The sequence below is a fragment of the Hymenobacter sp. R533113 genome (assembly GCF_056835965.1).
This window is the reverse complement of sequence record NZ_JAKWBD010000001.1, coordinates 198,965-218,914: the sequence shown is the minus strand read 5'-3', so window position 1 is coordinate 218,914 and position 19,950 is coordinate 198,965. Positions and strand designations below refer to the sequence as shown.

At 51.8% G+C, this 19,950-nt stretch carries 23 protein-coding genes; 20 read left to right on the top strand and 3 right to left on the bottom strand.

The annotated features are described in order from the left end of the window. Positions 1 to 168: 168 nt before the first annotated feature. Together MKZ35_RS00975 and MKZ35_RS00970 are read right to left on the bottom strand one after the other, a co-directional pair. A complete protein-coding gene (locus MKZ35_RS00975) occupies positions 169 to 1,548 on the bottom strand; it encodes an NAD(P)/FAD-dependent oxidoreductase (protein WP_482511364.1) in 1,380 nt (459 codons plus the stop codon). A 281-nt stretch (positions 1,549 to 1,829) separates the two neighbouring features. After that, positions 1,830 to 2,516: a carboxypeptidase-like regulatory domain-containing protein gene (locus MKZ35_RS00970; protein ID WP_482511363.1), complete on the bottom strand. Its 687-nt coding sequence runs from the start codon at positions 2,514 to 2,516 to the stop codon at positions 1,830 to 1,832. 113 nt (positions 2,517 to 2,629) lie between these two features. On the opposite strand from MKZ35_RS00970, the gene MKZ35_RS00965 reads away from it, so the two are divergent. The 6 genes from MKZ35_RS00965 (at position 2,630) to pruA (ending at position 6,493) form a co-directional block, all read left to right on the top strand. After that, the gene (locus tag MKZ35_RS00965; RefSeq protein ID WP_482511362.1) at positions 2,630 to 3,025 is read left to right on the top strand and encodes an ArsR/SmtB family transcription factor; all 396 of its coding nucleotides are present in this window, start codon (positions 2,630 to 2,632) and stop codon (positions 3,023 to 3,025) included. Positions 3,026 to 3,067: 42 nt separating this feature from the next. Continuing rightward, positions 3,068 to 3,364 (top strand): (2Fe-2S) ferredoxin domain-containing protein, encoded by a 297-nt coding sequence (locus MKZ35_RS00960; RefSeq protein ID WP_482511361.1) that lies wholly within the window; start codon positions 3,068 to 3,070, stop codon positions 3,362 to 3,364. 2 nt (positions 3,365 to 3,366) lie between these two features. Continuing rightward, positions 3,367 to 3,633 (top strand): hypothetical protein, encoded by a 267-nt coding sequence (locus tag MKZ35_RS00955; RefSeq protein WP_482511360.1) that lies wholly within the window; start codon positions 3,367 to 3,369, stop codon positions 3,631 to 3,633. Then, positions 3,564 to 4,088, top strand: coding sequence for an HAD-IA family hydrolase (locus tag MKZ35_RS00950; protein WP_482511359.1), 525 nt, complete (start codon positions 3,564 to 3,566; stop codon positions 4,086 to 4,088). The genes MKZ35_RS00955 and MKZ35_RS00950 overlap by 70 nt, the downstream gene beginning before the upstream one ends. A 39-nt stretch (positions 4,089 to 4,127) precedes the next feature. Next, complete coding sequence (locus MKZ35_RS00945; RefSeq protein ID WP_482511358.1) at positions 4,128 to 4,676, top strand: nucleoside/nucleotide kinase family protein; 549 nt, start codon at positions 4,128 to 4,130, stop codon at positions 4,674 to 4,676. A gap of 146 nt (positions 4,677 to 4,822) precedes the next feature. Beyond that, complete coding sequence (gene pruA / locus MKZ35_RS00940) at positions 4,823 to 6,493, top strand: L-glutamate gamma-semialdehyde dehydrogenase (protein ID WP_482511357.1); 1,671 nt, start codon at positions 4,823 to 4,825, stop codon at positions 6,491 to 6,493. A 74-nt stretch (positions 6,494 to 6,567) separates the two neighbouring features. On the opposite strand, the gene MKZ35_RS00935 is transcribed toward pruA, so the two are convergent. Further along, positions 6,568 to 7,188: a Uma2 family endonuclease gene (locus MKZ35_RS00935; RefSeq protein WP_482511356.1), complete on the bottom strand. Its 621-nt coding sequence runs from the start codon at positions 7,186 to 7,188 to the stop codon at positions 6,568 to 6,570. Positions 7,189 to 7,303: 115 nt separating this feature from the next. Between MKZ35_RS00935 and MKZ35_RS00930 the strand changes: the two genes are divergently transcribed. The 14 genes from MKZ35_RS00930 (at position 7,304) to MKZ35_RS00865 (ending at position 19,946) form a co-directional block, all read left to right on the top strand. Continuing rightward, positions 7,304 to 7,696 carry an NADH-quinone oxidoreductase subunit A gene (locus tag MKZ35_RS00930; RefSeq protein ID WP_482511355.1) on the top strand — a complete coding sequence of 131 codons (393 nt, stop codon included), beginning with the start codon at positions 7,304 to 7,306 and terminating at the stop codon, positions 7,694 to 7,696. A 71-nt stretch (positions 7,697 to 7,767) separates the two neighbouring features. Beyond that, a complete protein-coding gene (locus MKZ35_RS00925) occupies positions 7,768 to 8,325 on the top strand; it encodes an NADH-quinone oxidoreductase subunit B (RefSeq protein WP_482511353.1) in 558 nt (185 codons plus the stop codon). Positions 8,326 to 8,416: 91 nt separating this feature from the next. Then, complete coding sequence (locus MKZ35_RS00920) at positions 8,417 to 8,983, top strand: NADH-quinone oxidoreductase subunit C (protein WP_482511352.1); 567 nt, start codon at positions 8,417 to 8,419, stop codon at positions 8,981 to 8,983. Positions 8,984 to 9,001: 18 nt separating this feature from the next. Next, entirely contained in the window at positions 9,002 to 10,264 is a 1,263-nt protein-coding gene (locus tag MKZ35_RS00915; RefSeq protein ID WP_482511351.1) for an NADH-quinone oxidoreductase subunit D, read from the top strand. A 21-nt stretch (positions 10,265 to 10,285) separates the two neighbouring features. Continuing rightward, positions 10,286 to 10,858: an NADH-quinone oxidoreductase subunit NuoE family protein gene (locus MKZ35_RS00910; protein WP_482511350.1), complete on the top strand. Its 573-nt coding sequence runs from the start codon at positions 10,286 to 10,288 to the stop codon at positions 10,856 to 10,858. 11 nt (positions 10,859 to 10,869) lie between these two features. Continuing rightward, positions 10,870 to 11,151, top strand: coding sequence for a hypothetical protein (locus tag MKZ35_RS00905; protein ID WP_482511349.1), 282 nt, complete (start codon positions 10,870 to 10,872; stop codon positions 11,149 to 11,151). A 5-nt stretch (positions 11,152 to 11,156) separates the two neighbouring features. After that, complete coding sequence (gene nuoF / locus MKZ35_RS00900; protein WP_482511348.1) at positions 11,157 to 12,497, top strand: NADH-quinone oxidoreductase subunit NuoF; 1,341 nt, start codon at positions 11,157 to 11,159, stop codon at positions 12,495 to 12,497. A gap of 109 nt (positions 12,498 to 12,606) precedes the next feature. After that, complete coding sequence (locus MKZ35_RS00895) at positions 12,607 to 13,608, top strand: NADH-quinone oxidoreductase subunit G (RefSeq protein WP_482511347.1); 1,002 nt, start codon at positions 12,607 to 12,609, stop codon at positions 13,606 to 13,608. Between the two features lie 81 nt (positions 13,609 to 13,689). Beyond that, positions 13,690 to 14,790 (top strand): NADH-quinone oxidoreductase subunit NuoH, encoded by a 1,101-nt coding sequence (gene nuoH, locus MKZ35_RS00890; RefSeq protein ID WP_482511346.1) that lies wholly within the window; start codon positions 13,690 to 13,692, stop codon positions 14,788 to 14,790. A 64-nt stretch (positions 14,791 to 14,854) separates the two neighbouring features. Beyond that, positions 14,855 to 15,433, top strand: coding sequence for a NuoI/complex I 23 kDa subunit family protein (locus MKZ35_RS00885; protein WP_482511345.1), 579 nt, complete (start codon positions 14,855 to 14,857; stop codon positions 15,431 to 15,433). 984 nt (positions 15,434 to 16,417) lie between these two features. Then, entirely contained in the window at positions 16,418 to 17,182 is a 765-nt protein-coding gene (locus MKZ35_RS00880) for a WecB/TagA/CpsF family glycosyltransferase (RefSeq protein WP_482511344.1), read from the top strand. A gap of 11 nt (positions 17,183 to 17,193) precedes the next feature. Next, on the top strand, positions 17,194 to 18,171 hold the full coding sequence (locus MKZ35_RS00875; RefSeq protein WP_482511343.1) for an NAD-dependent epimerase/dehydratase family protein: 978 nt from the start codon (positions 17,194 to 17,196) through the stop codon (positions 18,169 to 18,171). A 319-nt stretch (positions 18,172 to 18,490) separates the two neighbouring features. Continuing rightward, positions 18,491 to 19,000, top strand: a complete 510-nt coding sequence (locus MKZ35_RS00870; RefSeq protein ID WP_482511342.1) for an NADH-quinone oxidoreductase subunit J family protein — start codon at positions 18,491 to 18,493, stop codon at positions 18,998 to 19,000. Positions 19,001 to 19,268: 268 nt separating this feature from the next. Continuing rightward, positions 19,269 to 19,946 (top strand): TetR/AcrR family transcriptional regulator, encoded by a 678-nt coding sequence (locus MKZ35_RS00865; RefSeq protein ID WP_482511341.1) that lies wholly within the window; start codon positions 19,269 to 19,271, stop codon positions 19,944 to 19,946. Positions 19,947 to 19,950: the final 4 nt, after the last annotated feature.

Genomic DNA, 19,950 nt, shown 5'->3' with positions numbered 1-19,950 from the left:
AATACAGTTACTCAATCAATCCCAACGTGGGCGTCATCCAGAAAAACGGCACACCGTATCAGATTCAGCTTGGTGTCCGCTACACGTTTTAGCCGGTAGCCGGCTTTATCAAAAAACCCATAAAAAAGCCCACCAGCAGCTGCCGGGGGGCTTTTTTGCGTCCTCGATTTACCGCGCTACCGGCGTTTGAATAGCGGGCGGCGTGGGGTTATACTCCGGCGTAGAATTCTGATGCTCGGCTTTTTTCTTGCCTTGATCGTCCTTCACGTCGCGGCGGCTGAAAGGACGAATGATGAGGCGTAGGGCCTGGTCGGAGCTGAAATAGCTGAAAGCCCAATCGACGAAGGCTACCACTTTGTTGCGGAAGCCCACCAGCGTCATTAGGTGCACGAAAAGCCAGGTAAACCAGCCCAGAATACCACTGAAATGCACGTCTTTGGGTAGGTCAACTACGGCCTTGTTGCGGCTCACGATGGCCATTACGCCTTTATTGACATACTTGAAGTTTTTTGGCGCTTCATTGCGCATAATGCGTTGTAAGTTTTGACCCAATAGTTCGGCTTGCTGCTGCGCTACCGGCGCCAGCATGGGCATACCTTTGGGCATATCCTCGGTCACCATATTAGCCACGTCACCGATGGCGAAGACGTTCTGGAAGCCCTGCACCTGGTTCCACTGATTCACCGTGATGCGCTTGTTGCGGGCCACCACTTCGGGGGGCAAACCGGGCACTTCGGCGCCATTCACACCGGCGGCCCAGATCAGGTTTTCGGTCGGAATGTACTCCGTATCAGAATAATAAGCCCGGCAATTCTCGAACCGCTTGATGGACGTGTTCAAGCGCACAATCACGCCTAGCTCCTCCAGGTATTGCTTTGCTTCCTGCTGCGACTTCACCGACATAGGCCCGAGCACTTCCTTACCAGCTTCTACCAGAATGACCTGCATTTGGCGCAGATCAAGTTCGGGGTAGTCTTTGGGCAGCACGTGGCGGCGCATCTCAGCCAGCGAGCCGCTGATTTCGACGCCCGTAGGGCCACCGCCTACCACTACAATGTTTAGTAGGGCCTGCTTTTCCTCGGGGTTCTCGGTGAGCAGGGCTTTCTCAAAATTCTGGAAAATAAAGCTGCGCAGATTCAGTGCATTCGGAATGCTCTTGATCTGCATAGCATTCTTCTCGATGCTCTCGATACCAAAAAAGTTGGTGAGCGAGCCCGTGGCAATTACCAGATGATCGTAGCGAATATCGCCCACGCTGGTCTGTATCATATTGCGTTGCGGATCTACGCGCTGCACGTCGGCCATGCGGTAGAAGAAGTTCTTCTGGCCGGCGAAAATTTTGCGAATGGGGTAAGCAATACTGTCTGCTTCGAGGGCGCCGGTGGCAACCTGATAAAGCAAAGGTTGAAAGTTGTGGTAATTATTGCGGTCGATGATGACCACCTGCACGGGTGCGTGGCGCAACTCTTTGGCCAGCCGCAAACCCGCGAATCCGCAGCCGATAATGACGACACGCGGATGGGAAGAGACCGGAAGGTTCGTATCCATAAAATTGAAAAACAAGGGGTAAGGTGCTGCGTGGAGCACTCACTGGCTAACTTCCACACGAAGCTAGCACAGATGGTTTTACAGTAAAACTCATTCACTTGTTGTCTTGTTTTTCAGATGGTTGAGCTTGGCAGCTTGTCTAGGCGCTTATTCTACCAACTAAAAATCAGGCGGCGGTAAAGTAAGTGGTCAGGCAGAGGCGGAGCCGAAGCATCTCGCGAGATACTTCGGCTCCGCCTCTGCCTGATCATCGGTTGTTTGCTTACTGCTCTAAACAGACGCTAGTAGTCTACGCCCTCCTTTTTCTTGAACTCGCCGTCTTTGACTTGCTTTATCAGCTGGATCCAGCTGAATGGATTCAGGAGCGGGTTGTTAGATTGAGGATTGGGGGCAACGCCCATGCGGCGGTCGTAGTTGTTCTGCTGCTGTTGAAGCGTTTGGCGGTAATTGCCAGCGCTGGTGACGGGCGCATTAATGAAAATTTGCTTGAGCACATCCGCGCTCAGGTTGTTCGCGGCACTACTGCCGCGCTCCTTCGGCAGCTTCAACGCCAGAAAGGCTTCCTTAAACTCCTTTTCTGTAGCATAAGGAAAAACGCGAACCTCCGGCAACACCGTTACATCTTCCTGGAGCGAGACAATGACTGAATAGCTCTGGCGCGGGTAATCAGGCGGAATAATTACGTACTGATTGCGATAGCCCAAGGAGCGAATCACGATGCTGTCGCCGGTAAGAACGGGCAGGGAAAAGTAGCCGTAGAGGTTGGTAGCCGTACCCCGCCCCGCCAAGGGCACGAATACAGTAGCGCCCGGCACGCCTAGCAGGCTGTCGCCAGTGGCCACGATGCCCGAGAACTGTACTACGCGTCGTTGGCCTTGGGCATGGCTCGCGGTGGGTGCCAGCACGAACAGCACTAACAATAGCCCCAGGGTGGCGAAAACAAAAGAAAATCGACTTTTATCAAACATACTTGGGCGTGCTATACTGCAATAATACGGCTCTTTAGAAGGTCGAAGCCGGACGGGGTGTAAATTTGTTCAGTTCGATGCACGGGGCACTTCCCTGCTTTGTTCGATAAAGGATGCGCCTCAAACACTTCAGCGTTGCATTTGGTCAACAACTATTTAAGGCCCTCGGCGACGAGTCGCGGGTGCGGATGCTGCATTTGCTCTGGCGCAATCAGGAAATGTGCATCTCCGACCTCGAACAGGTGCTGGACTTCACCCAAACCAAGACATCCCGCCAATTATTGTATCTGAAGAATGCGGGCTTGGTCAGCTTTCGGCGCCTCGACAACTGGGCGTTCTATTTTATAAAGGACGAAATGGCGGACCTGGTTCATCAGTTTTTGAGTTATATGGAAAAAGATGCCCAGCTCGTGCGCGACCAGCAGATTTACCAAACACTCTGGTCGAATCGGGAACTGGCCGCGTACAAGCTCCAGAATCGGCGGTGGACCGGCCAACCACAAACCTAACATTGTTGGCTCACGGAGCGGTTGGGCTTACCTAAGCAGTTTATGAAGTACGAACATCATCTTTACGTTTGCACCAACCAAAAAAACGAGGTAGGCCGCGACGTTGTGAAGGCCCTCAAAAAAGAAATTAAAAAGCACGGCCTGAGCAAAAAGCTCAACCGCACTATGCCCACCGGCTGCCTCGATGTGTGCAAGCACTGCAAAAAAAGTTGCGGCGCGGCAGTCGTTGTGTATCCGGAAGGCGCCCTCTACGGCGACGTGCAGCCCGACGACGCTTCAGCCATTGTGCGCGAACATCTGCTTGGCGGGCGCGTTGTATCTAAACTCCTACTTGATTAAAAATGCCCCCCAGCACTTCCTTTCGCCCCACTAAGGCCTACCGTCACCTCTTCTTCGACCTCGACCATACGCTCTGGGACTTTGAGAAGAACGCCGACGAAACCCTGCGCACCCTTTTCACTCACTATGATTTAGGCCGATTTGGTACATTCACAGTGGAGGAATTTATCGACCGCTACCGCGACATCAACCACGCGCTGTGGCGCTTGTATCAGGGGGCAAAATCACGCAGCAGCAGTTGCGTAGCGTGCGTTTTACGCGCACACTAGTACGCCTGGGCGTAGAGGAAGCTGACGTGCCGGAGGGTATTTCTCAGCATTTCACCGACTTGCTGCCTACTAAGTCGGCCGTGTTTCCCTTCACCTACGACATGCTACAGTATTTGCAGACTAAATACACGCTGCATCTAATCACGAATGGTTTCAAGGAAATCCAATATATCAAGCTCGACTCATCGCAGCTTACGCCCTACTTTCAGGAGGTAATTACTTCCGAGTGCAGCGGCTGCCTCAAGCCCGACCGGCGCATGTTTGAGCACGCGCTGGAGCGTACCGGTGCCAGTGCCGCCGAGAGCCTTATGATTGGCGACAACCTCGAATGCGACGTATTGGGTGCCTTTAATGCCGGCATTGATCAGGTGTACTTCAACCCGGAAAAGCGGCGTCACTTTAACGAGATAACCTACGAGATTAGCTGCCTGAGCGAGCTAAAGGAGATATTGTAGGAGCAAAAGCCCCCCGATGCCGCCTACCTTTGCGCCGATATGATACACTTACTTGGTATTTCGGGCCGCCGAGGCAGCGGCAAGGATACGGTAGCCCGCCTCATCCAACAATCACAGCCGGAGCGCAACTGGCAAATTCTTTCCTTTGGTGACGCTATCAAGGCGGTGTGCGCCACCTTAGCCGGCGAGGCAATTGCCCCCTACTACTACCAGGACGGCAAGGCGCAGCTGCTGCCCGTTTTTGGTCGTACCCGCGGCGAAATGCTCCAGCAAGTAGGCCACGCCCTACGCGCATGGGAGCCGGAAATTTGGGTAAAAGCCTTCTTTGCTCGCCTCCCCGAGGATCAGTTTGTTATTGTGCCTGATATACGTTTTGCCAACGAAGCTGACCCTATTCGGGAACGTGGGGGGCAAATGTTGCGCATAGAAGGCGACCCGCTCAGTCAGCGCGGCGACGGCACCCGCGATGATAATCACCCCAGCGAAACGATGATGGACGCTTATCCACACTTCGCTACTATTATCCACAATACTGGCTCACAGGAAGAATTAAAGGAGCAAGTGCTGGCGCTACTGGCTGGTTTGTAGACGTAGCCCTATAGCATTCCCGACGAGGCCAAGCCTAAATTGGGCACAGAGATGCGCAAGCAGCTAGGTCCAATTATGGTTGTTCAACTCCCTGTTACCTTTGCCCCCGTCCCCCATCCATAAACCTACACCCAAAGACTAACTCCATGGCCAACGGCTTTTTCAACGTTCCCACCCCGATTAACGAACCCGTTAAAGGCTACGCGCCCGGCTCCAAGGAGCGCGCCGAGTTGCAGCAGGCCCTCAAAGACCTGAAGCAGCAGCAGGTAGATATTCCGATGTATATCGGTGGGCAGGAAGTGCGCTCGGGCAAGACCAAAACCATTTCGCCCCCCCACAACCATAAGCACGTACTGGGCCAGTTTCACGAGGGCGATGGCACGCACGTAACGCAGGCTATCGAAGCTGCTTTGGCTGCTCGCCGCGATTGGGCGGAGCTGCCCTGGGAGCACCGGGCTGCTATTTTCCTGAAAGCCGCCGAGCTATTGGCTGGCCCTTATCGTGCTCGCCTGAACGCAGCTACGATGCTGGGCCAGAGCAAGAACGCCTATCAGGCCGAAATCGATGCAGCTTGCGAGCTGATTGATTTTTTCCGGTTCAACGTGCATTTCTTGCAGGAAATATATAAGCAGCAGCCGGAGTCGGCACCTGGCATGTGGAACCGTCTGGAGCACCGGCCACTGGAAGGCTTCGTGTTTGCGCTAACGCCTTTCAACTTCACTTCTATTGCCGGCAATCTGCCTACATCGGCGGCGCTGATGGGCAACGTGGTGGTGTGGAAGCCCGCCAACACGCAGATTTATTCGGCTCATGTGCTGATGGAGCTGTTCCAGGAAGCAGGCGTGCCGGCCGGCGTTATCAACTTGGTATATGTGGATGGCCCAACAGCGGGCGATGTAATTTTCAATCACCCTGAATTCGCGGGTATTCACTTTACTGGCTCGACGGGTGTTTTCCAGAATATCTGGAAGACGATTGGTCAGAATATTCACAAGTACAAGTCTTACCCGCGCATCGTGGGCGAAACGGGCGGCAAGGATTTTATCATAGCGCACCATTCGGCGCACCCGCGCCAGGTGGCTACCGCTATTTCCCGAGGCGCATTTGAGTATCAGGGGCAAAAGTGCTCAGCCGCGAGTCGCGTTTATATTCCCTCTAATCTGTATCCGGAGGTGAAAGCTTATTTGCAGGAAGATTTGAAGTCGATGAAAATGGGCGACGTAGAAGATTTCGGCAACTTCATCAACGCCGTTATCAGCGAAGCTTCCTTCGATAAACTAGCCAAGTACATCGACGGCGCCAAGCAGGACCCGGCGGTAGAAATCATTGCGGGGGGCAAATATGACAAGTCGAAAGGCTACTTCGTGGAGCCGACGGTGTTGGTGGCCAAAGACCCCAAGTATGTGACTATGTGTGAGGAGCTGTTCGGCCCGGTACTGACTATGCACGTCTACGACGCGGACCAGTTCGAGGAAACCCTCGACTTAGTTGACAGCACTTCACCTTATGCGCTGACCGGCGCTGTCTTCGGCCAGGACCGTTATGCTATTGATCTGGCTTCGAAGCGCTTAGCAAACGCCGCCGGCAACTTCTATATCAACGATAAGCCAACCGGAGCCGTGGTGGGTCAGCAGCCCTTCGGTGGTGCCCGCGCCAGCGGCACCAACGACAAGGCCGGCTCTATGCTGAACCTGCTGCGTTGGGTGTCGCCGCGCGCAATCAAGGAAACCTTCGTGACACCCGTAGATTATCGTTATCCTTTCCTGGGTGTTGAAACGGGCGAGAACCTGAACATAACTGGGCAAGGCGGATTCTAATCGACTCTCTTTGTTTATAAAAAAGCCCCCCAAGCAAATGTTTGGGGGGCTTTTTCTGTACTATATGCTAAGTGTTAAAGTTGAGGTTCCTGCGGCTCGTCGTCGGTTACTAATGGAATACGCAGATTAGCGTAGATATCCGCCAGCAACAGGCGAGTTCCTAACTCAGGGATTTCCACTGCGTCTTCCGGCTTGGTCAATAGCTGCCGCTGCCATTCACTGGTTTCGCTGGTGCGGTAGTACCATTCTACGGCCTGGTACTGCTGAGAAATGAGCAGATAGTGCCGCAACGATGGCAGGCGCTGGTAGCGAAACAGTTTCCAAACCCGGTCGCGGTCATTGGTGGAAGGAGAAAGCACCTCGATGAGCAGCAACGGGTGACGCATAGTGCGCTCGGCCGTCACATCCTCATCGTGGCAGGTTACCATTACATCGGGGTAAGTATACTGAAGGCCCTGTGCTACTTCCAGTTGTACACTTTCTGTGAATACTCGGCAACCATTTCCAAATACAGAGCGCAAGCCAAATGCACAATTCAAAACAATCAGATTATGGATGCTTGTTGCGCCCGACATGGCCATAATCTCCCCACGATAAAACTCGTGCCGCACCTCAGAAGCCGCTTCCAAAGCCATGTACTCCTCGGCCGTGTAGTGAGTAGTTGCGTTACGTACCTGTTCCATTGGCTGTTCCATTTTCTCAAATATAAGGCTTTCACGCCCTCCCTCACCTTCACCTTTGTTCCCAAACCCGTAGGCCTTACCTTTGCTTTTCAGTGCTGAATTTACCTCTAGCCCTAATCTAGCTACTATGTTTCTTGCCCTTCCCGCTGCGCAATACCAGCCTTCTGATTATCTACCCATTCTGGTTCAGCTTGGGTTTGCTTTGGCTTTCGTTGCTTTTGCGATGATCGTATCTCACCTAGTAGGCCCCAATCGCAAGAGCGTCGTCAAGGACAGCTCCTTCGAGTGCGGCATCGAGTCGGTGGGCAACGCCCGCACTCCGATTTCGGTCAAATACTTTCTGACAGCCATTCTCTTCGTGCTATTTGACGTGGAAGTGATCTTCATGTATCCCTGGGCCGTCAATTTTCGCTCGTTAGGTACTGAAGGTTTTGTGCAGATGATTGTATTTCTGGCCTTGCTCATGGCAGGTTTTGTGTACGTCATCAAAAAGGGCGTATTACGCTGGACAGAGCGCTAAAAGGCAAACTTTTGCGACTTGGTTGGTGTTCGTCAGATGGGTGTTCCCATTTCTGAAATTGACTCTTTCTTATGACTGATATACGAGTTCCTGAAATCAAAACAGTAGGCGCACCGGAAGGAGTTGAGGGCGCAGGCTTCTTTGCAACTTCCCTGGAAAAGGTCGTTGGTATTGCCCGCGCTAACTCGCTCTGGCCGTTACCTTTTGCTACTTCCTGCTGCGGCATTGAGTTCATGGCTACCATGGGCTCGCACTACGATATTTCTCGCTTCGGTTCAGAGCGGCCGTCGTTTTCGCCCCGTCAGGCCGACTTGCTCATGGTAATGGGTACCATTGCTAAGAAAATGGCGCCCATTGTGAAACAGGTTTACGAACAAATGGCTGAGCCTCGTTGGGTGTTGGCTATGGGTGCTTGCGCCTGCTCGGGGGGCATTTTTGACTCTTACTCCGTGCTTCAGGGCATCGACCGTATCATCCCCGTAGATGTGTACGTGCCTGGCTGCCCACCCCGTCCTGAGCAAGTACTCGACGGACTAATGCGGGTACAGGATTTGGCTAAAAACGAGTCTATGCGGCGCCGCAATTCTCCTGAATACCAGGCGCTGTTGGCTTCCTATAACATTAAATAGACCTGAGTATTGAGAAGTGAGAGGTGAGGCTCATTACCCCAAAAAGTGCCAAAAGTCTCACCTCCCACTTCTTACTTCTCACCTCTCTCCAATGGCTGAATCGAACGAAGAATCCACTGTTGCTCAAACTGCTGTAGCCGAAACCGACCCTAATAAGTTGACTAATGCGCGGGTGCTTACTACCCTTCATCAGCTATTTGGCGAAGATGCTTTTACGGATGTAGAAGAGCCCTACGGCTTACTTACGGCCACTACCACGCGCGAGCGGATTCACGAAATCATTCAGACCCTGCATGGCGAGCCAACCATGCAGTTCAACTTTCTGACTACCATGTGCGGGATTCACTATCCTGAGCAGGAAGATCAGGAGTTGGGGATGATTTATCATCTCCACAGCTTGGTGCATAATGTGCGCCTGCGTTTGAAAATCTTCTTCCCGATTACCGATCCGGCCGTTCCTACGCTCACCGACATCTATGCCACGGCAAACTGGATGGAGCGCGAGACTTTCGACTTCTTCGGCATCATCTTCACGGGTCATCCCAACCTCATTCGTATTCTGAATGTTGAGGATATGGACTACCACCCCATGCGGCGTGAATATCCGCTGGAGGATGGTACCCGCGAAGACAAAACTGATCTGTTTTTCGGCCGCTAGGCCCCTGATACCCTTATCATGGCAGTAAACGACACGCTGGAAAGTACCCATAAGATTCACCAAGAGGCCCGCGAGCAGCAGCATAACCAGCTCGTGCCCACCCTCAACGACTTCAGCCAGGAGCTGACGACGCTGAATCTGGGACCAACGCACCCTGCCACGCACGGCATCTTTCAGAATATCCTGCAAATGGACGGGGAGCGGATTATTTCCGGCGTCCCGACCATTGGCTATATTCACCGGGCTTTCGAAAAGATTGCCGAGCGGCGCCCATTCTACCAGATCACGCCCCTCACCGACCGGATGAACTATTGTTCCAGCCCCATCAACAATATGGGCTGGCACATGACGGTGGAGAAGCTATTGGGCATTACCGTTCCGAAGCGCGCGCAGTATATGCGCGTGATTATGATGGAGCTGGCCCGCATCACGGACCACCTGATCTGTAATTCGATTCTGGGAGTAGATACGGGCGCTTTTACCGGCTTCCTGTATGTGTTTCAGGAGCGGGAAAAGGTCTACGAGATCTACGAGGAAGTATGCGGGGCGCGCCTGACAACCAATATGGGCCGCGTGGGCGGTATGGAACGGGATTTCACGCCCGTGGCTATCGAGAAGCTGCGTAAGTGGCTGAAGGAGTTTCCGGCCGTGATGCGCGAGTTTGAGACTATGTTTACCCGCAACCGCATCTTTATGGATCGGGTGGTAAACGTGGGACCAATCACGGCAGAAAAGGCACTGAACTACGGCTTTACCGGCCCCAACCTGCGCGCCGCCGGTGTCGACTACGATGTGCGCGTGATGAATCCCTATTCGTCTTACGAGGATTTCGATTTCGAAATCCCGGTAGGCACCAACGGCGACACCTATGATCGTTTCCTGGTTCGCAACGAGGAGATCTGGCAGAGCTTGCGCATTATTAACCAGGCGCTTGACAACTTGCCTGAAGGCCCTTACCACGCCGACGCGCCGCATTACTATTTGCCCCCCAAGCAGGCCGTATACAAAAATATGGAGGCCCTGATCTACCACTTCAAAATCATTATGGGTGAGATTGAAGCGCCGGTAGGCGAGGTGTATCACTCCGTGGAAGGTGGCAATGGCGAGCTGGGCTTCTACCTTGTTTCAGATGGTGGCCGCACGCCGTATCGCCTGCATTTCCGTCGCCCCTGCTTTATCTACTACCAAGCCTACTCCGAAATGGTGGTAGGCACCAGCCTCTCCGACGCCATCGTGATTCTGAGTTCGATGAACGTAATTGCCGGCGAGCTGGACGCGTAGTTTTTGCTGAATTTGCCCCCTATGGAAGTTACAACTGCTCCCGCTAAGCCTCAGTTTTCGGCCGCTGCCCAAGCCGAGATTAAGCGCATCATTAAGCAATTCCCAGAAGACCGTAAGAAATCGGCTTTGCTGCCGGTGCTACACATTGCCCAAGCAGAGTTTGGTGGCTGGGTAAGCCCCGAAGTACAGGACTTGGTAGCCGAAACGCTGGACCTCAAACCAATCGAGGTATATGAGGTTTCGTCTTTCTATACCATGTTCAACCTCAAACCGGTAGGCAAACATGTGCTCGAAATCTGCCGCACGGGCCCTTGCATGCTGCGCGGTTCGGATGAGCTGACGGAGAATCTGGAGCGTATCACGGGAGCTAAAGTAGGTGAAACCTCACTCGACGGCATGTTTACTATCAAGATGGTGGAGTGCTTGGCGGCCTGTGGTTTTGCGCCGGTTGTGCAGGTGCGGGAGAAGTACTACGAGAGCCTCGAAACGCCTGAAGCGGTAGACGCTATGCTGAACGAACTGCGCAACATGGTACACCGGCCGGCACTGCCCTGGGAAGAAACGGGTCTGCCAGACGCAGTAGCTAATAACTAAGCACTGATACTATGGAAGACCGAAATAAAGATTTGCCATTAATTGTCTCCGAAATTCTCATTGAGATGCACGAGATGAAGCAGGATATGCGCGAAGTCAAAACGGCTTTGCAACAAATGGCTTCCTTGATGCTGACGCAGCAGCAGCAAACCAATCATCAGTTTCGAGCGCTGATGGAGGATAATCGCCAGAACACTACGATGCTAATTGATGCTTTTCGGGATGAAGCTCAGGAAACTCGGCGACGCTTAGACAACCACGAAGGTCGCATTAGTCAGTCGGAAAACGAATAGCACTTATGGGACGCAAGCTATTAACTGAACATATAAACGTCGAAGGAATCGACACGTTTGAGGTCTACCGCAAACACGGCGGCTATCGCTCCGTGGAAAAGGCCCTCAAGACGATGACGCCCGATGAGGTGGTGGAGGAAGTCAAGAAGTCGGGCCTGCGCGGGCGCGGCGGCGCGGGCTTTCCTACAGGACTGAAGTGGAGTTTTCTGGCTAAGCCAGAAGGTGTGCCGCGCTACCTCGTCTGCAACGCCGACGAATCGGAGCCCGGTACCTTCAAGGATCGTCAACTGATGTCGAAGCTACCGCACTTGCTAATCGAGGGCATGATTACTGGTAGCTACGCTTTAGGTGCGCGCACCAGCTATATCTACATTCGTGGCGAGTTGCTGTATGTGCTGCGCATTCTGGAAAAAGCCATTGCAGAAGCATATGCGGCTGGTTTCTTAGGCGAAAACATCCTTGGCTCTGGCTACTCACTGGATTTGCACGTGCACCCTGGTGGTGGCGCTTATATCTGTGGGGAAGAAACTGCTCTGCTGGAATCACTGGAAGGCAAGCGAGGCAACCCGCGCAACAAGCCGCCATTCCCGGCTGTCCAAGGCCTTTATGCTCGGCCTACGGTTGTTAATAATGTAGAGTCGATTGCGGCGGTGCCCGTTATTGTGAACGAAGGCGGCGACGAGTACGCTAAAATCGGTATCGGCAAAAGCACGGGCACCAAGCTTATCTCCGCTTGCGGCCACTTGAATAAGCCAGGTATCTACGAAATCGAATTAGGTGTTCCTGTTGAAGAATTCATCTATTCCGACGAATACTGTGGTGGTATCTGGAAAGGACGTGAGTTGAAAGCCGTGGTAGCTGGTGGCTCGTCTGTACCGATTCTGCCCACAGAGCTTATCCTGAAAACTGCCGCTGGCGAGCCACGTCTGATGACGTACGAGTCCTTATCCGATGGTGGCTTCGTGACCGGCACTATGCTCGGCTCGGGGGGCTTTATTGCCATGGACGAGACAACCTGCATCGTGCGTAACACCTGGAACTTCTCGCGCTTCTATCACCACGAGTCGTGCGGTCAGTGTTCGCCCTGCCGCGAAGGCACGGGCTGGCTCGAAAAAGTGCTGCATCGCCTAGAGCATGGCCACGGCTCCTTGCACGACATTGACCTGCTGGTGAGTGTGGCTAAACAGATTGAGGGCAATACAATTTGCCCCCTAGGTGAAGCGGCGGCCTGGCCGGTGGCAGCTGCGGTGCGTCACTTCCGCGACGAGTTTGAGTGGCACGTAAAGCATTCGCAGGAGGCCACTCGCCCCGGCGCAGTATACCCAGGCAAAGCGGTGCTTGCTTAAAATAATTGATTAACTACTCCTCCCGAACACTGCGAAACTCTGCGTATTCTTCTGCGAAACTCTGCGGGAACTACCTTTGCTTCAAGCTAATTGGTTCTGACCATTCACAATGGCTAAAATAACTTTTGACGGCATCGAGGTAGAAGTTCCAGATGGAACAACCATCCTCAACGCGGCCCGCACGATTGGCGGCGGTATCGTGCCGCCTGCCATGTGCTACTATACCCCGCTGAAAGGCTCAGGGGGCAAATGCCGGGCTTGCCTGGTGCGCGTAGCCGCTGGCTCCACTAAGGATCCGCGGCCGATGCCCAAGCTAGTGGCCTCATGCATTACACCCGTGCAAGACGGCATGGTAGTAGAAAATACCACCTCCGAGCAGGTGCTCAACGTGCGCAAGGGTATTGTAGAAATGCTACTCATCAATCACCCTCTGGATTGCCCCGTCTGCGACCAGGCCGGTGAGTGCGACTTACAGAATTTCGCTTTCGAGCACGGTGTATCCACTACCCGTTACGAAGAGGAGCGTCGCACCTTCGAGAAGATCGATATCGGACCGCTGATTCAGCTGCACATGACGCGCTGCATTCTGTGCTACCGTTGCGTGTACACCGCCGACCAACTCACCCCCGAGCGCGTGCACGGCGTACTAGGCCGCGGCGATGCGTCCGAAATCGGTACGTACATCGAGAATATCATCGACAACGACTTCTCCGGTAATGTCATTGATGTATGCCCGGTTGGTGCTCTGACTGACAAGACTTGGCGCTTTAAGCAGCGAGTGTGGTTCACGAAACCCGTAAACGCCCACCGCGACTGCCCCAAGTGCACTGGCAACGTTGTGCTGTGGTACAAAGGCAAAGACGTACTGCGTATAACTGCTCGCAAAAACGAGTATGGCGAAGTAAAAGAGTGGATCTGCAACGAGTGCCGCTTCGAGAAAAAAGAAACCGCCAACTGGACCATTGAAGGCCCCGCGCACATTAATCGGGCCTCCGTTATTGCAGCTAACCATTATGAGCTGCCCGTGGTAAATCCGCAGATTATTGCAGATTTGCCCGAGAGTTCAGTTCGCGATTTGGAGCAAAATCCTCCCCTGAAATTGGGTAATTAATTAGGCTCTAGTTATGCCTATTGGTTTGCTAATTAGCTAAACGACAGGTCATAACCAGCGCCAAAACTAGTAACATTCCACATGGAACTTCCCGCACTGGGCTGGCAAGCCCTCGTTATTCTGGTAGTGTTCGGCGTCTCGCTGCTCATCGCTACCTACTCTACTTATGCGGAGCGCGTTATTGCGGCCTTCCTGCAAGACCGCGTCGGCCCTGACCGTGCTGGTCCCTTCGGCCTACTTCAGCCTCTGGCTGATGCCGTGAAGCTCTTCACCAAAGAAGAATTCTTTCCGGCCGGCTCCAACCGTGCGCTTTTCGTTTTTGGTCCTTGCTTGGCTATGGTCACGGCCCTGATGGCGTCGGCAGTCATTCCCTTCGGCAACTACCTCCAATTCGGTAGCACCATTATCTGGCTGCAGGGCATTGAGGTAAATATTGGTATGCTGTACATTTTTGGCGTGGTGTCGCTGGGCGTGTACGGTATTATGATTGGCGGCTGGGCTTCCAACAACAAGTTTTCCCTGCTGGGAGCTATTCGAGCTGCTTCGCAAAATATCAGCTATGAGCTAGCAATGGGCATGGCGCTGATTGCTGTCTTAATGATCAGTGAGACCTTATCCCTGCGCGAAATCACCCTGCAACAGTCAGTACCCGGCGAGTGGCACTTCTGGAATATTGTAAAGCAGCCTTTAGGCTTTATTATCTTTATTGTCTGCGCTTTTGCCGAAACCAACCGCACCCCTTTCGACTTGCCCGAGTGCGAAACAGAATTGGTAGGCGGTTACCACACCGAGTACAGCTCTATGAAAATGGGTCTGTATCTTTTCGCCGAGTATATCAACGTGTTTGTGGCTTCTGCCGTGATGAGCGTGCTGTACTTTGGTGGCTTCAACTTCCCATTCCAGTACGAGTTACGGGCTTTCCTGGCAGAGTCGCAGGGGATGGTTGCAGCTCATAACATTGTGACGGGCTTAGGAGTAGTGGCCATCTTTGTAAAGATCTTCTCCTTCATTTTCTTCTTTATGTGGGTGCGCTGGACTTTGCCGCGCTTCCGCTACGACCAACTCATGCGCCTAGGTTGGACCATCCTGATTCCGCTAGCCATCTTCAACATTCTGCTCACTGGGGGGCTAATTATTTTCAACGTCATCCCACAGGTGCCCAAGTGGTGGCTGTTACAGTAAATCAGCCCAAAAGTGGATTCCTAGGCTGCTCATCCGATTCAATCGGATTTAGAACCCAACCATCATGCAACCCTTAAGCAATAGAGCCAAGATACTGGCGAAGAAGCCGATGACGCTCGCTGAGCGGGCATACCTGCCGGCTATTTTCCAAGGTCTAAGCATTACCATGCGGCACTTTTTCTCCAAGAAGGCTACCATTCGGTACCCGGAGGAAACGCGGCCGTTTTCTCCTATTTTCCGGGGCCTGCACGTGCTCAAGCGCGACGAGCAGGGCCGGGAGCGGTGCACCGCCTGCGGCTTGTGCGCGGTGGCTTGTCCCGCCGAAGCTATTACTATGGTAGCCGGCGAGCGTAAAAAAGGTGAGGAAGGCCTCTACCGCGAGGAAAAATACGCTGTCAGCTACGAGGTAAACATGTTGCGCTGCATCTTCTGTGGCCTGTGTGAAGAAGCATGCCCGAAAGCTGCCGTGTACCTGCAAGCCGACAAAATGGCTCCACCACGCTTCGAGCGTGATGAGTTCATTTACGGTAAAGACCGACTGGTAGAACCTATTTCGCCGGACGCCCGCTCCCAGCGCGGCATTCAGCTTACGCCGGATCAGGTGGAGGCATTACATAATAAAATGGCCCAGCAAGCTCTCTGAATTTCACAGACAGCTTGCTTCCACTTGATAATTATACTGAGTACCGTACACAAGGTGATCTAAATTAGGTGCGTGATAGAAGGCCAGACTTTTTATCTGTGCTAAAGACAAATAAGAGCGGAGCATCTTCCATAAACGACATCCATACGGAATGCCATTGAGGTCAACTTTTTGCGCTGGGTAGGCGAGATTTAAAGCACTCGGAACGGCCCTACGATTCACGAACAGGTGAGGTAACGCGTGGCTCCAGGTGCAGTTTGAGTCCCTTGCCGCCGACTAGCCAACACATAGTGAACTGCACTCTGAGTATCTACATACAACCATAGAGCGGCTACTGATCATAAATCAGCCCGCTTGAGCCCGCCGTCGTCTATTCTTTCGCTTGTTTAGTAAGCGGAGTTGATTGCGCGTTGGATAATGTAGCAGTTTCCCTGCATCCATACACCTAGTCTGCGTGCCGTGGGGACTAGCCATACCTGGCCATTTAGCTACATTCATTGTGCGAAATATGGTTGGTTAGAGCTTCTGTGCAACCATACCCAAAAGGTTAATAAGTTGTAGTGTAGTATCATCTGCCAACTTGTAGCCGGATATATCGTAAAGTCCGGCGACGCTACCAATACCTCACCATATAGTAAAAGAGCAAGCTGACTCACTTAAAAGGTGAGTCAAGCTTCAAATGCTACGACAATTGCTACGTACGCCCATGCTGTTCCCTAATAGTAGCTCCTTGACAGTAGGGCTATAATTTGATACAAGCCCATATGGACGTCAGCTTTTATACTGCACTTATTATAACTTGACCTAGGCCATTTAGTGTTCTGCCATCTGGACTCCACTTATTTACAGAAGTAACATTTTAGCTCAAGGCACACTGCTCTAATTGGACGTTTCTTCATTCTTATCTGTCATTTAGTTAGAAATCTTCATATTTTTTCATCTGATTTTATTGCGTTTTCGTATTCGCTGCAAATCGCGCTTTTAATGAAAAAGATCAAATCAGTCCAGGTTTTGGACATCCCTCTGTTTGCGGGGAATATTCAGGAGGCGTCTGGCATTCTGAGGAATGAGATGCGGGAAGAACCCCGGCACAATTACTGTATCAGTGCTACAGGGGCGCATGGCTTAGTCACGGCTCACTCCGACCCAAACCTAAAAAATATTCTCTCTAGCTTTTATATAAATCTGCCCGACGGCATGCCTACGGTATGGGTGGGGAGAATGAAGGGAGAAAAAGAGATGCAGCGGTGCTACGGCCCCGATTTTTTTGCTGAAATGATGCAATCGACGAGCAAAGCGCCAATCCGGCACTTTTTCTGCGGTGGTAAGGAAGGAGTGGCAGACGAACTGAAGGCGGCTTGCGCTAGTAAGTTCGACAATCATAACGTCGCTGGGACATTTTGTCCTCCTTTCCGAGAATTATCAGATCAGGAATTCAAAGAATTAGGTGACAAAATCAACTCCCTGGATATCAATGTCGTGTGGGTTGGCATTAGCACCCCCAAGCAGGAAAAGTTCGCTTACCAACTCGCTCGCTATACTAACGTACATTTTATTGTCACCGTGGGGGCCGCCTTTGATTTTCATATTGGGAATGTAGTGCAGGCCCCGGGGTTTATGCAAAAGATGGGCATGGAGTGGTTTTTCCGCCTGTGTGTAGAGCCTAAGCGTCTTTGGAAGCGCTACTTACAAATAGTGCCGCTGTTCGTTTACTACAACTTTTTAAATTTAAGACACTCAAAAATTTAACATTAACAGTTATGAGCAAAAAAGTTCTCGTCTGTGGCGGCGGTGGTTTCATTGGCGGCCATTTAGTCAAAAGATTAAAAAGCGAAGGCTATTGGGTACGCGTATGTGACCTGAAGCATAATGAATTCAGCTCCTCGCCTGCCGATGAGTTTATCGTGGGTGATCTAACTGATCCGGTGATTTGCCGGGAAGTAGTAAAAGACATAGAAGATGTCTACCAATTGGCCGCTGATATGGGTGGGGCAGGTTACATCTTCACTGGTAACAACGATGCGGCTGTGATGTATAACTCAGCTACCATCAACCTCAATATTGCTGAAGCCAGCCGCTTGGCAGGAGTAAAGAAAATCTTTTACTCCTCCTCGGCCTGTATGTATCCTGAATACAATCAGATGGACCCTGACAACCCTAAATGCTCCGAAGAGTCGGCTTACCCCGCTGCCCCCGACAGTGAGTACGGCTGGGAAAAATTGTTTAGCGAGCGGCTGTATCTCGCTTATAACCGGAACCACGGTATTGAGGTGCGCATAGCCCGCTTTCACAACATCTTCGGAGAAGAAGGTACCTGGATGGGTGGCAAGGAGAAAGCGCCTGCAGCTATGTGCCGGAAAGTAGCTTCTGCCGATGAAGGTGGCACTATCGAGATTTGGGGTGATGGGAAGCAGACCCGTTCTTTCCTGCACGTACAGGATTGTTGCGATGCTGTTCGTCAGCTTATGGATTCCGATTTCTCTGGTCCCGTTAACATCGGCTCGGAGGAGATGATTACCATTAACGACCTTTCCAAGATGGTAATGGAAATTGGTAACAAACCGTTGAACATCAAGAACATCCCCGGTCCAACTGGCGTGCGCGGAAGGAACTCCGACAACACCCTAATCCGGGAAAAGCTTGGCTGGGAGCCTAAGCTTAACCTCCGTCAAGGACTGGAAAGAACGTATCCTTGGATTGCCGAGCAGGTAGTTAAGCAGCTGGAAACGGTAGAATAACTCCTGATTGATTGGTAAAAAACAGAAAAGGCAGCACTTGTGCTGCCTTTTCTGTTTGGTCAACAGGTAAATAAACTCGCCTGCATTGCTTCTGCAGATGCTTTTCTAGCAACAAGCATCTGCGTTTTTCTACCTGATTTTATTTACTGCCTTGACATTGGCTACCGGATGATTATCGTTAGTGAAAATGTGCTTAGAGCTAATGTGATTTAGTACAGCGCGTGCAATGATGACAATTTTCGCGTTGTGGAGAAGTATCTTTACCGCCCTAATACTGTTCACTGATTCGCCAAGCTGAAGTTTGGTGTTACCTTCGCTTATGTCTCCTCTCTTCTTCTTCCTGTCATTTGTAGCCCTGTTCAGCGCCTTGGGCGTAGTGCTCGCCAAGAACCCAGTACACAGTGTGTTGTTCCTGATTCTGACCTTCTTTACGATATCAGGGCACTACTTGCTGCTGAATGCGCAATTTTTGGCGGCCGTGAACATTATCGTGTATGCAGGGGCTATTATGGTGCTGTTTCTGTTCGTGATTATGTTCCTGAACCTAAACGCTGACACGGAGCCTCATAAGTCAGCTTTATCTAAAATAGCGGCGGCTATAGCTGGCGGCTCCTTACTGCTCATCCTGGTAGCAGCACTACGCGATATCCAGCCTGGTGGCGCCAACGCTACTACCTTCGATTCCCAAATTGGGATGGTAGACCGGCTGGGTATGGTACTTTATAAGCAGTACATGCTGCCATTTGAGTTGGTGTCGGTTTTGTTTATTGTGGCTATGGTAGGTGCCATGATGCTGGGTAAGCGGGAAACCGGCGAGCGAAACTTCTAAAGTTCTTTCCCACAAAAAGAGCGCGGCCCCTGATGCATCAGGGGTCGCGCTCTTTTTGTTAAAGCTACCGTGTCAGGTTATTCGTTCTGAGCAACTCGATTTTTATCTGATTTTAATTCTATTATTAAAAGCATATTAATTATGTATAATAGTAAAGCTATTATACATAGAAGTAGCTTATATTTGCACTGGAGAAGCAGATTATAGCTCTTACACAGGACTAAAATACTGGCCTACAAGCCTAATCGTGTATACTCACTTCCTTACAATGACTACTCTACGTCCGGAGCTTAATAGCAAGCTTTTCTTACGTGATCCACAGGAAACTGACTTGGGGCGCAAGATCGTTGCAACTAGCATAGGGCTTATTGATGAGCTTGGCTTTGAACAGTTTACGTTTAAAAAGCTAGCCCAGCAAATGGGCTCCACGGAAGCATCGCTCTACCGCTATTTCGAGAATAAGCATCGCCTGCTGGTGTACCTTATTTCTTGGCACTGGGCATGGCTTCGCTTTCAAATTCGGTTTCATACTCATAATGTGGCTGATCCATGCGAACGGCTTCGGCTAATTCTGAGCATCATCACTAATGCTTATCGCGACAGCGCTACTACCGCCGAAATTGACGAGGCTGCGCTGTACCGGGTAGTGGTGGCAGAGGCCTCCAAAACCTATCTCACGCACGACGTTGACGAAGTAAATCACAACGGCTTTTATCGTGAGTACAAAGGTTTGTGTGCCGATGTGACAGCCGTGGTGCAGGAAATTGCCCCCCACTATCTTTATCCGCACGCTTTAGTCAGCACCTTGCTGGAAACGGCCCGCAAACAGCTCTTTTTCTCGCAGCATCTGCCCTCCCTGGCCGATACTCCTACGCCGGCCACCGCTGGCCAGGACATCTTTAAGTTTCTAGAAAACCTAGCCTTTTCAGTTCTTCACAATAACTGACCCT

Excerpts from the sequence above, each read along its gene's own strand:
- nuoH (WP_482511346.1), top strand. The coding sequence starts at position 13,690 with ATGGAACTTCCCGCACTGGGCTGGCAAGCCCTCGTTATTCTGGTAGTG.
- MKZ35_RS00895 (WP_482511347.1), top strand. The coding sequence starts at position 12,607 with ATGGCTAAAATAACTTTTGACGGCATCGAGGTAGAAGTTCCAGATGGA.
- MKZ35_RS00945 (WP_482511358.1), top strand. The coding sequence starts at position 4,128 with ATGATACACTTACTTGGTATTTCGGGCCGCCGAGGCAGCGGCAAGGAT.
- MKZ35_RS00965 (WP_482511362.1), top strand. The coding sequence starts at position 2,630 with ATGCGCCTCAAACACTTCAGCGTTGCATTTGGTCAACAACTATTTAAG.
- MKZ35_RS00880 (WP_482511344.1), top strand. The coding sequence starts at position 16,418 with ATGAAAAAGATCAAATCAGTCCAGGTTTTGGACATCCCTCTGTTTGCG.
- pruA (WP_482511357.1), top strand. The coding sequence starts at position 4,823 with ATGGCCAACGGCTTTTTCAACGTTCCCACCCCGATTAACGAACCCGTT.
- MKZ35_RS00870 (WP_482511342.1), top strand. The coding sequence starts at position 18,491 with ATGTCTCCTCTCTTCTTCTTCCTGTCATTTGTAGCCCTGTTCAGCGCC.
- nuoF (WP_482511348.1), top strand. The coding sequence starts at position 11,157 with ATGGGACGCAAGCTATTAACTGAACATATAAACGTCGAAGGAATCGAC.
- MKZ35_RS00970 (WP_482511363.1), bottom strand. The coding sequence starts at position 2,516 with ATGTTTGATAAAAGTCGATTTTCTTTTGTTTTCGCCACCCTGGGGCTA.
- MKZ35_RS00875 (WP_482511343.1), top strand. The coding sequence starts at position 17,194 with ATGAGCAAAAAAGTTCTCGTCTGTGGCGGCGGTGGTTTCATTGGCGGC.
- MKZ35_RS00920 (WP_482511352.1), top strand. The coding sequence starts at position 8,417 with ATGGCTGAATCGAACGAAGAATCCACTGTTGCTCAAACTGCTGTAGCC.
- MKZ35_RS00955 (WP_482511360.1), top strand. The coding sequence starts at position 3,367 with ATGCCCCCCAGCACTTCCTTTCGCCCCACTAAGGCCTACCGTCACCTC.
- MKZ35_RS00960 (WP_482511361.1), top strand. The coding sequence starts at position 3,068 with ATGAAGTACGAACATCATCTTTACGTTTGCACCAACCAAAAAAACGAG.
- MKZ35_RS00910 (WP_482511350.1), top strand. The coding sequence starts at position 10,286 with ATGGAAGTTACAACTGCTCCCGCTAAGCCTCAGTTTTCGGCCGCTGCC.
- MKZ35_RS00930 (WP_482511355.1), top strand. The coding sequence starts at position 7,304 with ATGTTTCTTGCCCTTCCCGCTGCGCAATACCAGCCTTCTGATTATCTA.
- MKZ35_RS00975 (WP_482511364.1), bottom strand. The coding sequence starts at position 1,548 with ATGGATACGAACCTTCCGGTCTCTTCCCATCCGCGTGTCGTCATTATC.
- MKZ35_RS00915 (WP_482511351.1), top strand. The coding sequence starts at position 9,002 with ATGGCAGTAAACGACACGCTGGAAAGTACCCATAAGATTCACCAAGAG.
- MKZ35_RS00935 (WP_482511356.1), bottom strand. The coding sequence starts at position 7,188 with ATGGAACAGCCAATGGAACAGGTACGTAACGCAACTACTCACTACACG.
- MKZ35_RS00905 (WP_482511349.1), top strand. The coding sequence starts at position 10,870 with ATGGAAGACCGAAATAAAGATTTGCCATTAATTGTCTCCGAAATTCTC.
- MKZ35_RS00865 (WP_482511341.1), top strand. The coding sequence starts at position 19,269 with ATGACTACTCTACGTCCGGAGCTTAATAGCAAGCTTTTCTTACGTGAT.
- MKZ35_RS00885 (WP_482511345.1), top strand. The coding sequence starts at position 14,855 with ATGCAACCCTTAAGCAATAGAGCCAAGATACTGGCGAAGAAGCCGATG.
- MKZ35_RS00925 (WP_482511353.1), top strand. The coding sequence starts at position 7,768 with ATGACTGATATACGAGTTCCTGAAATCAAAACAGTAGGCGCACCGGAA.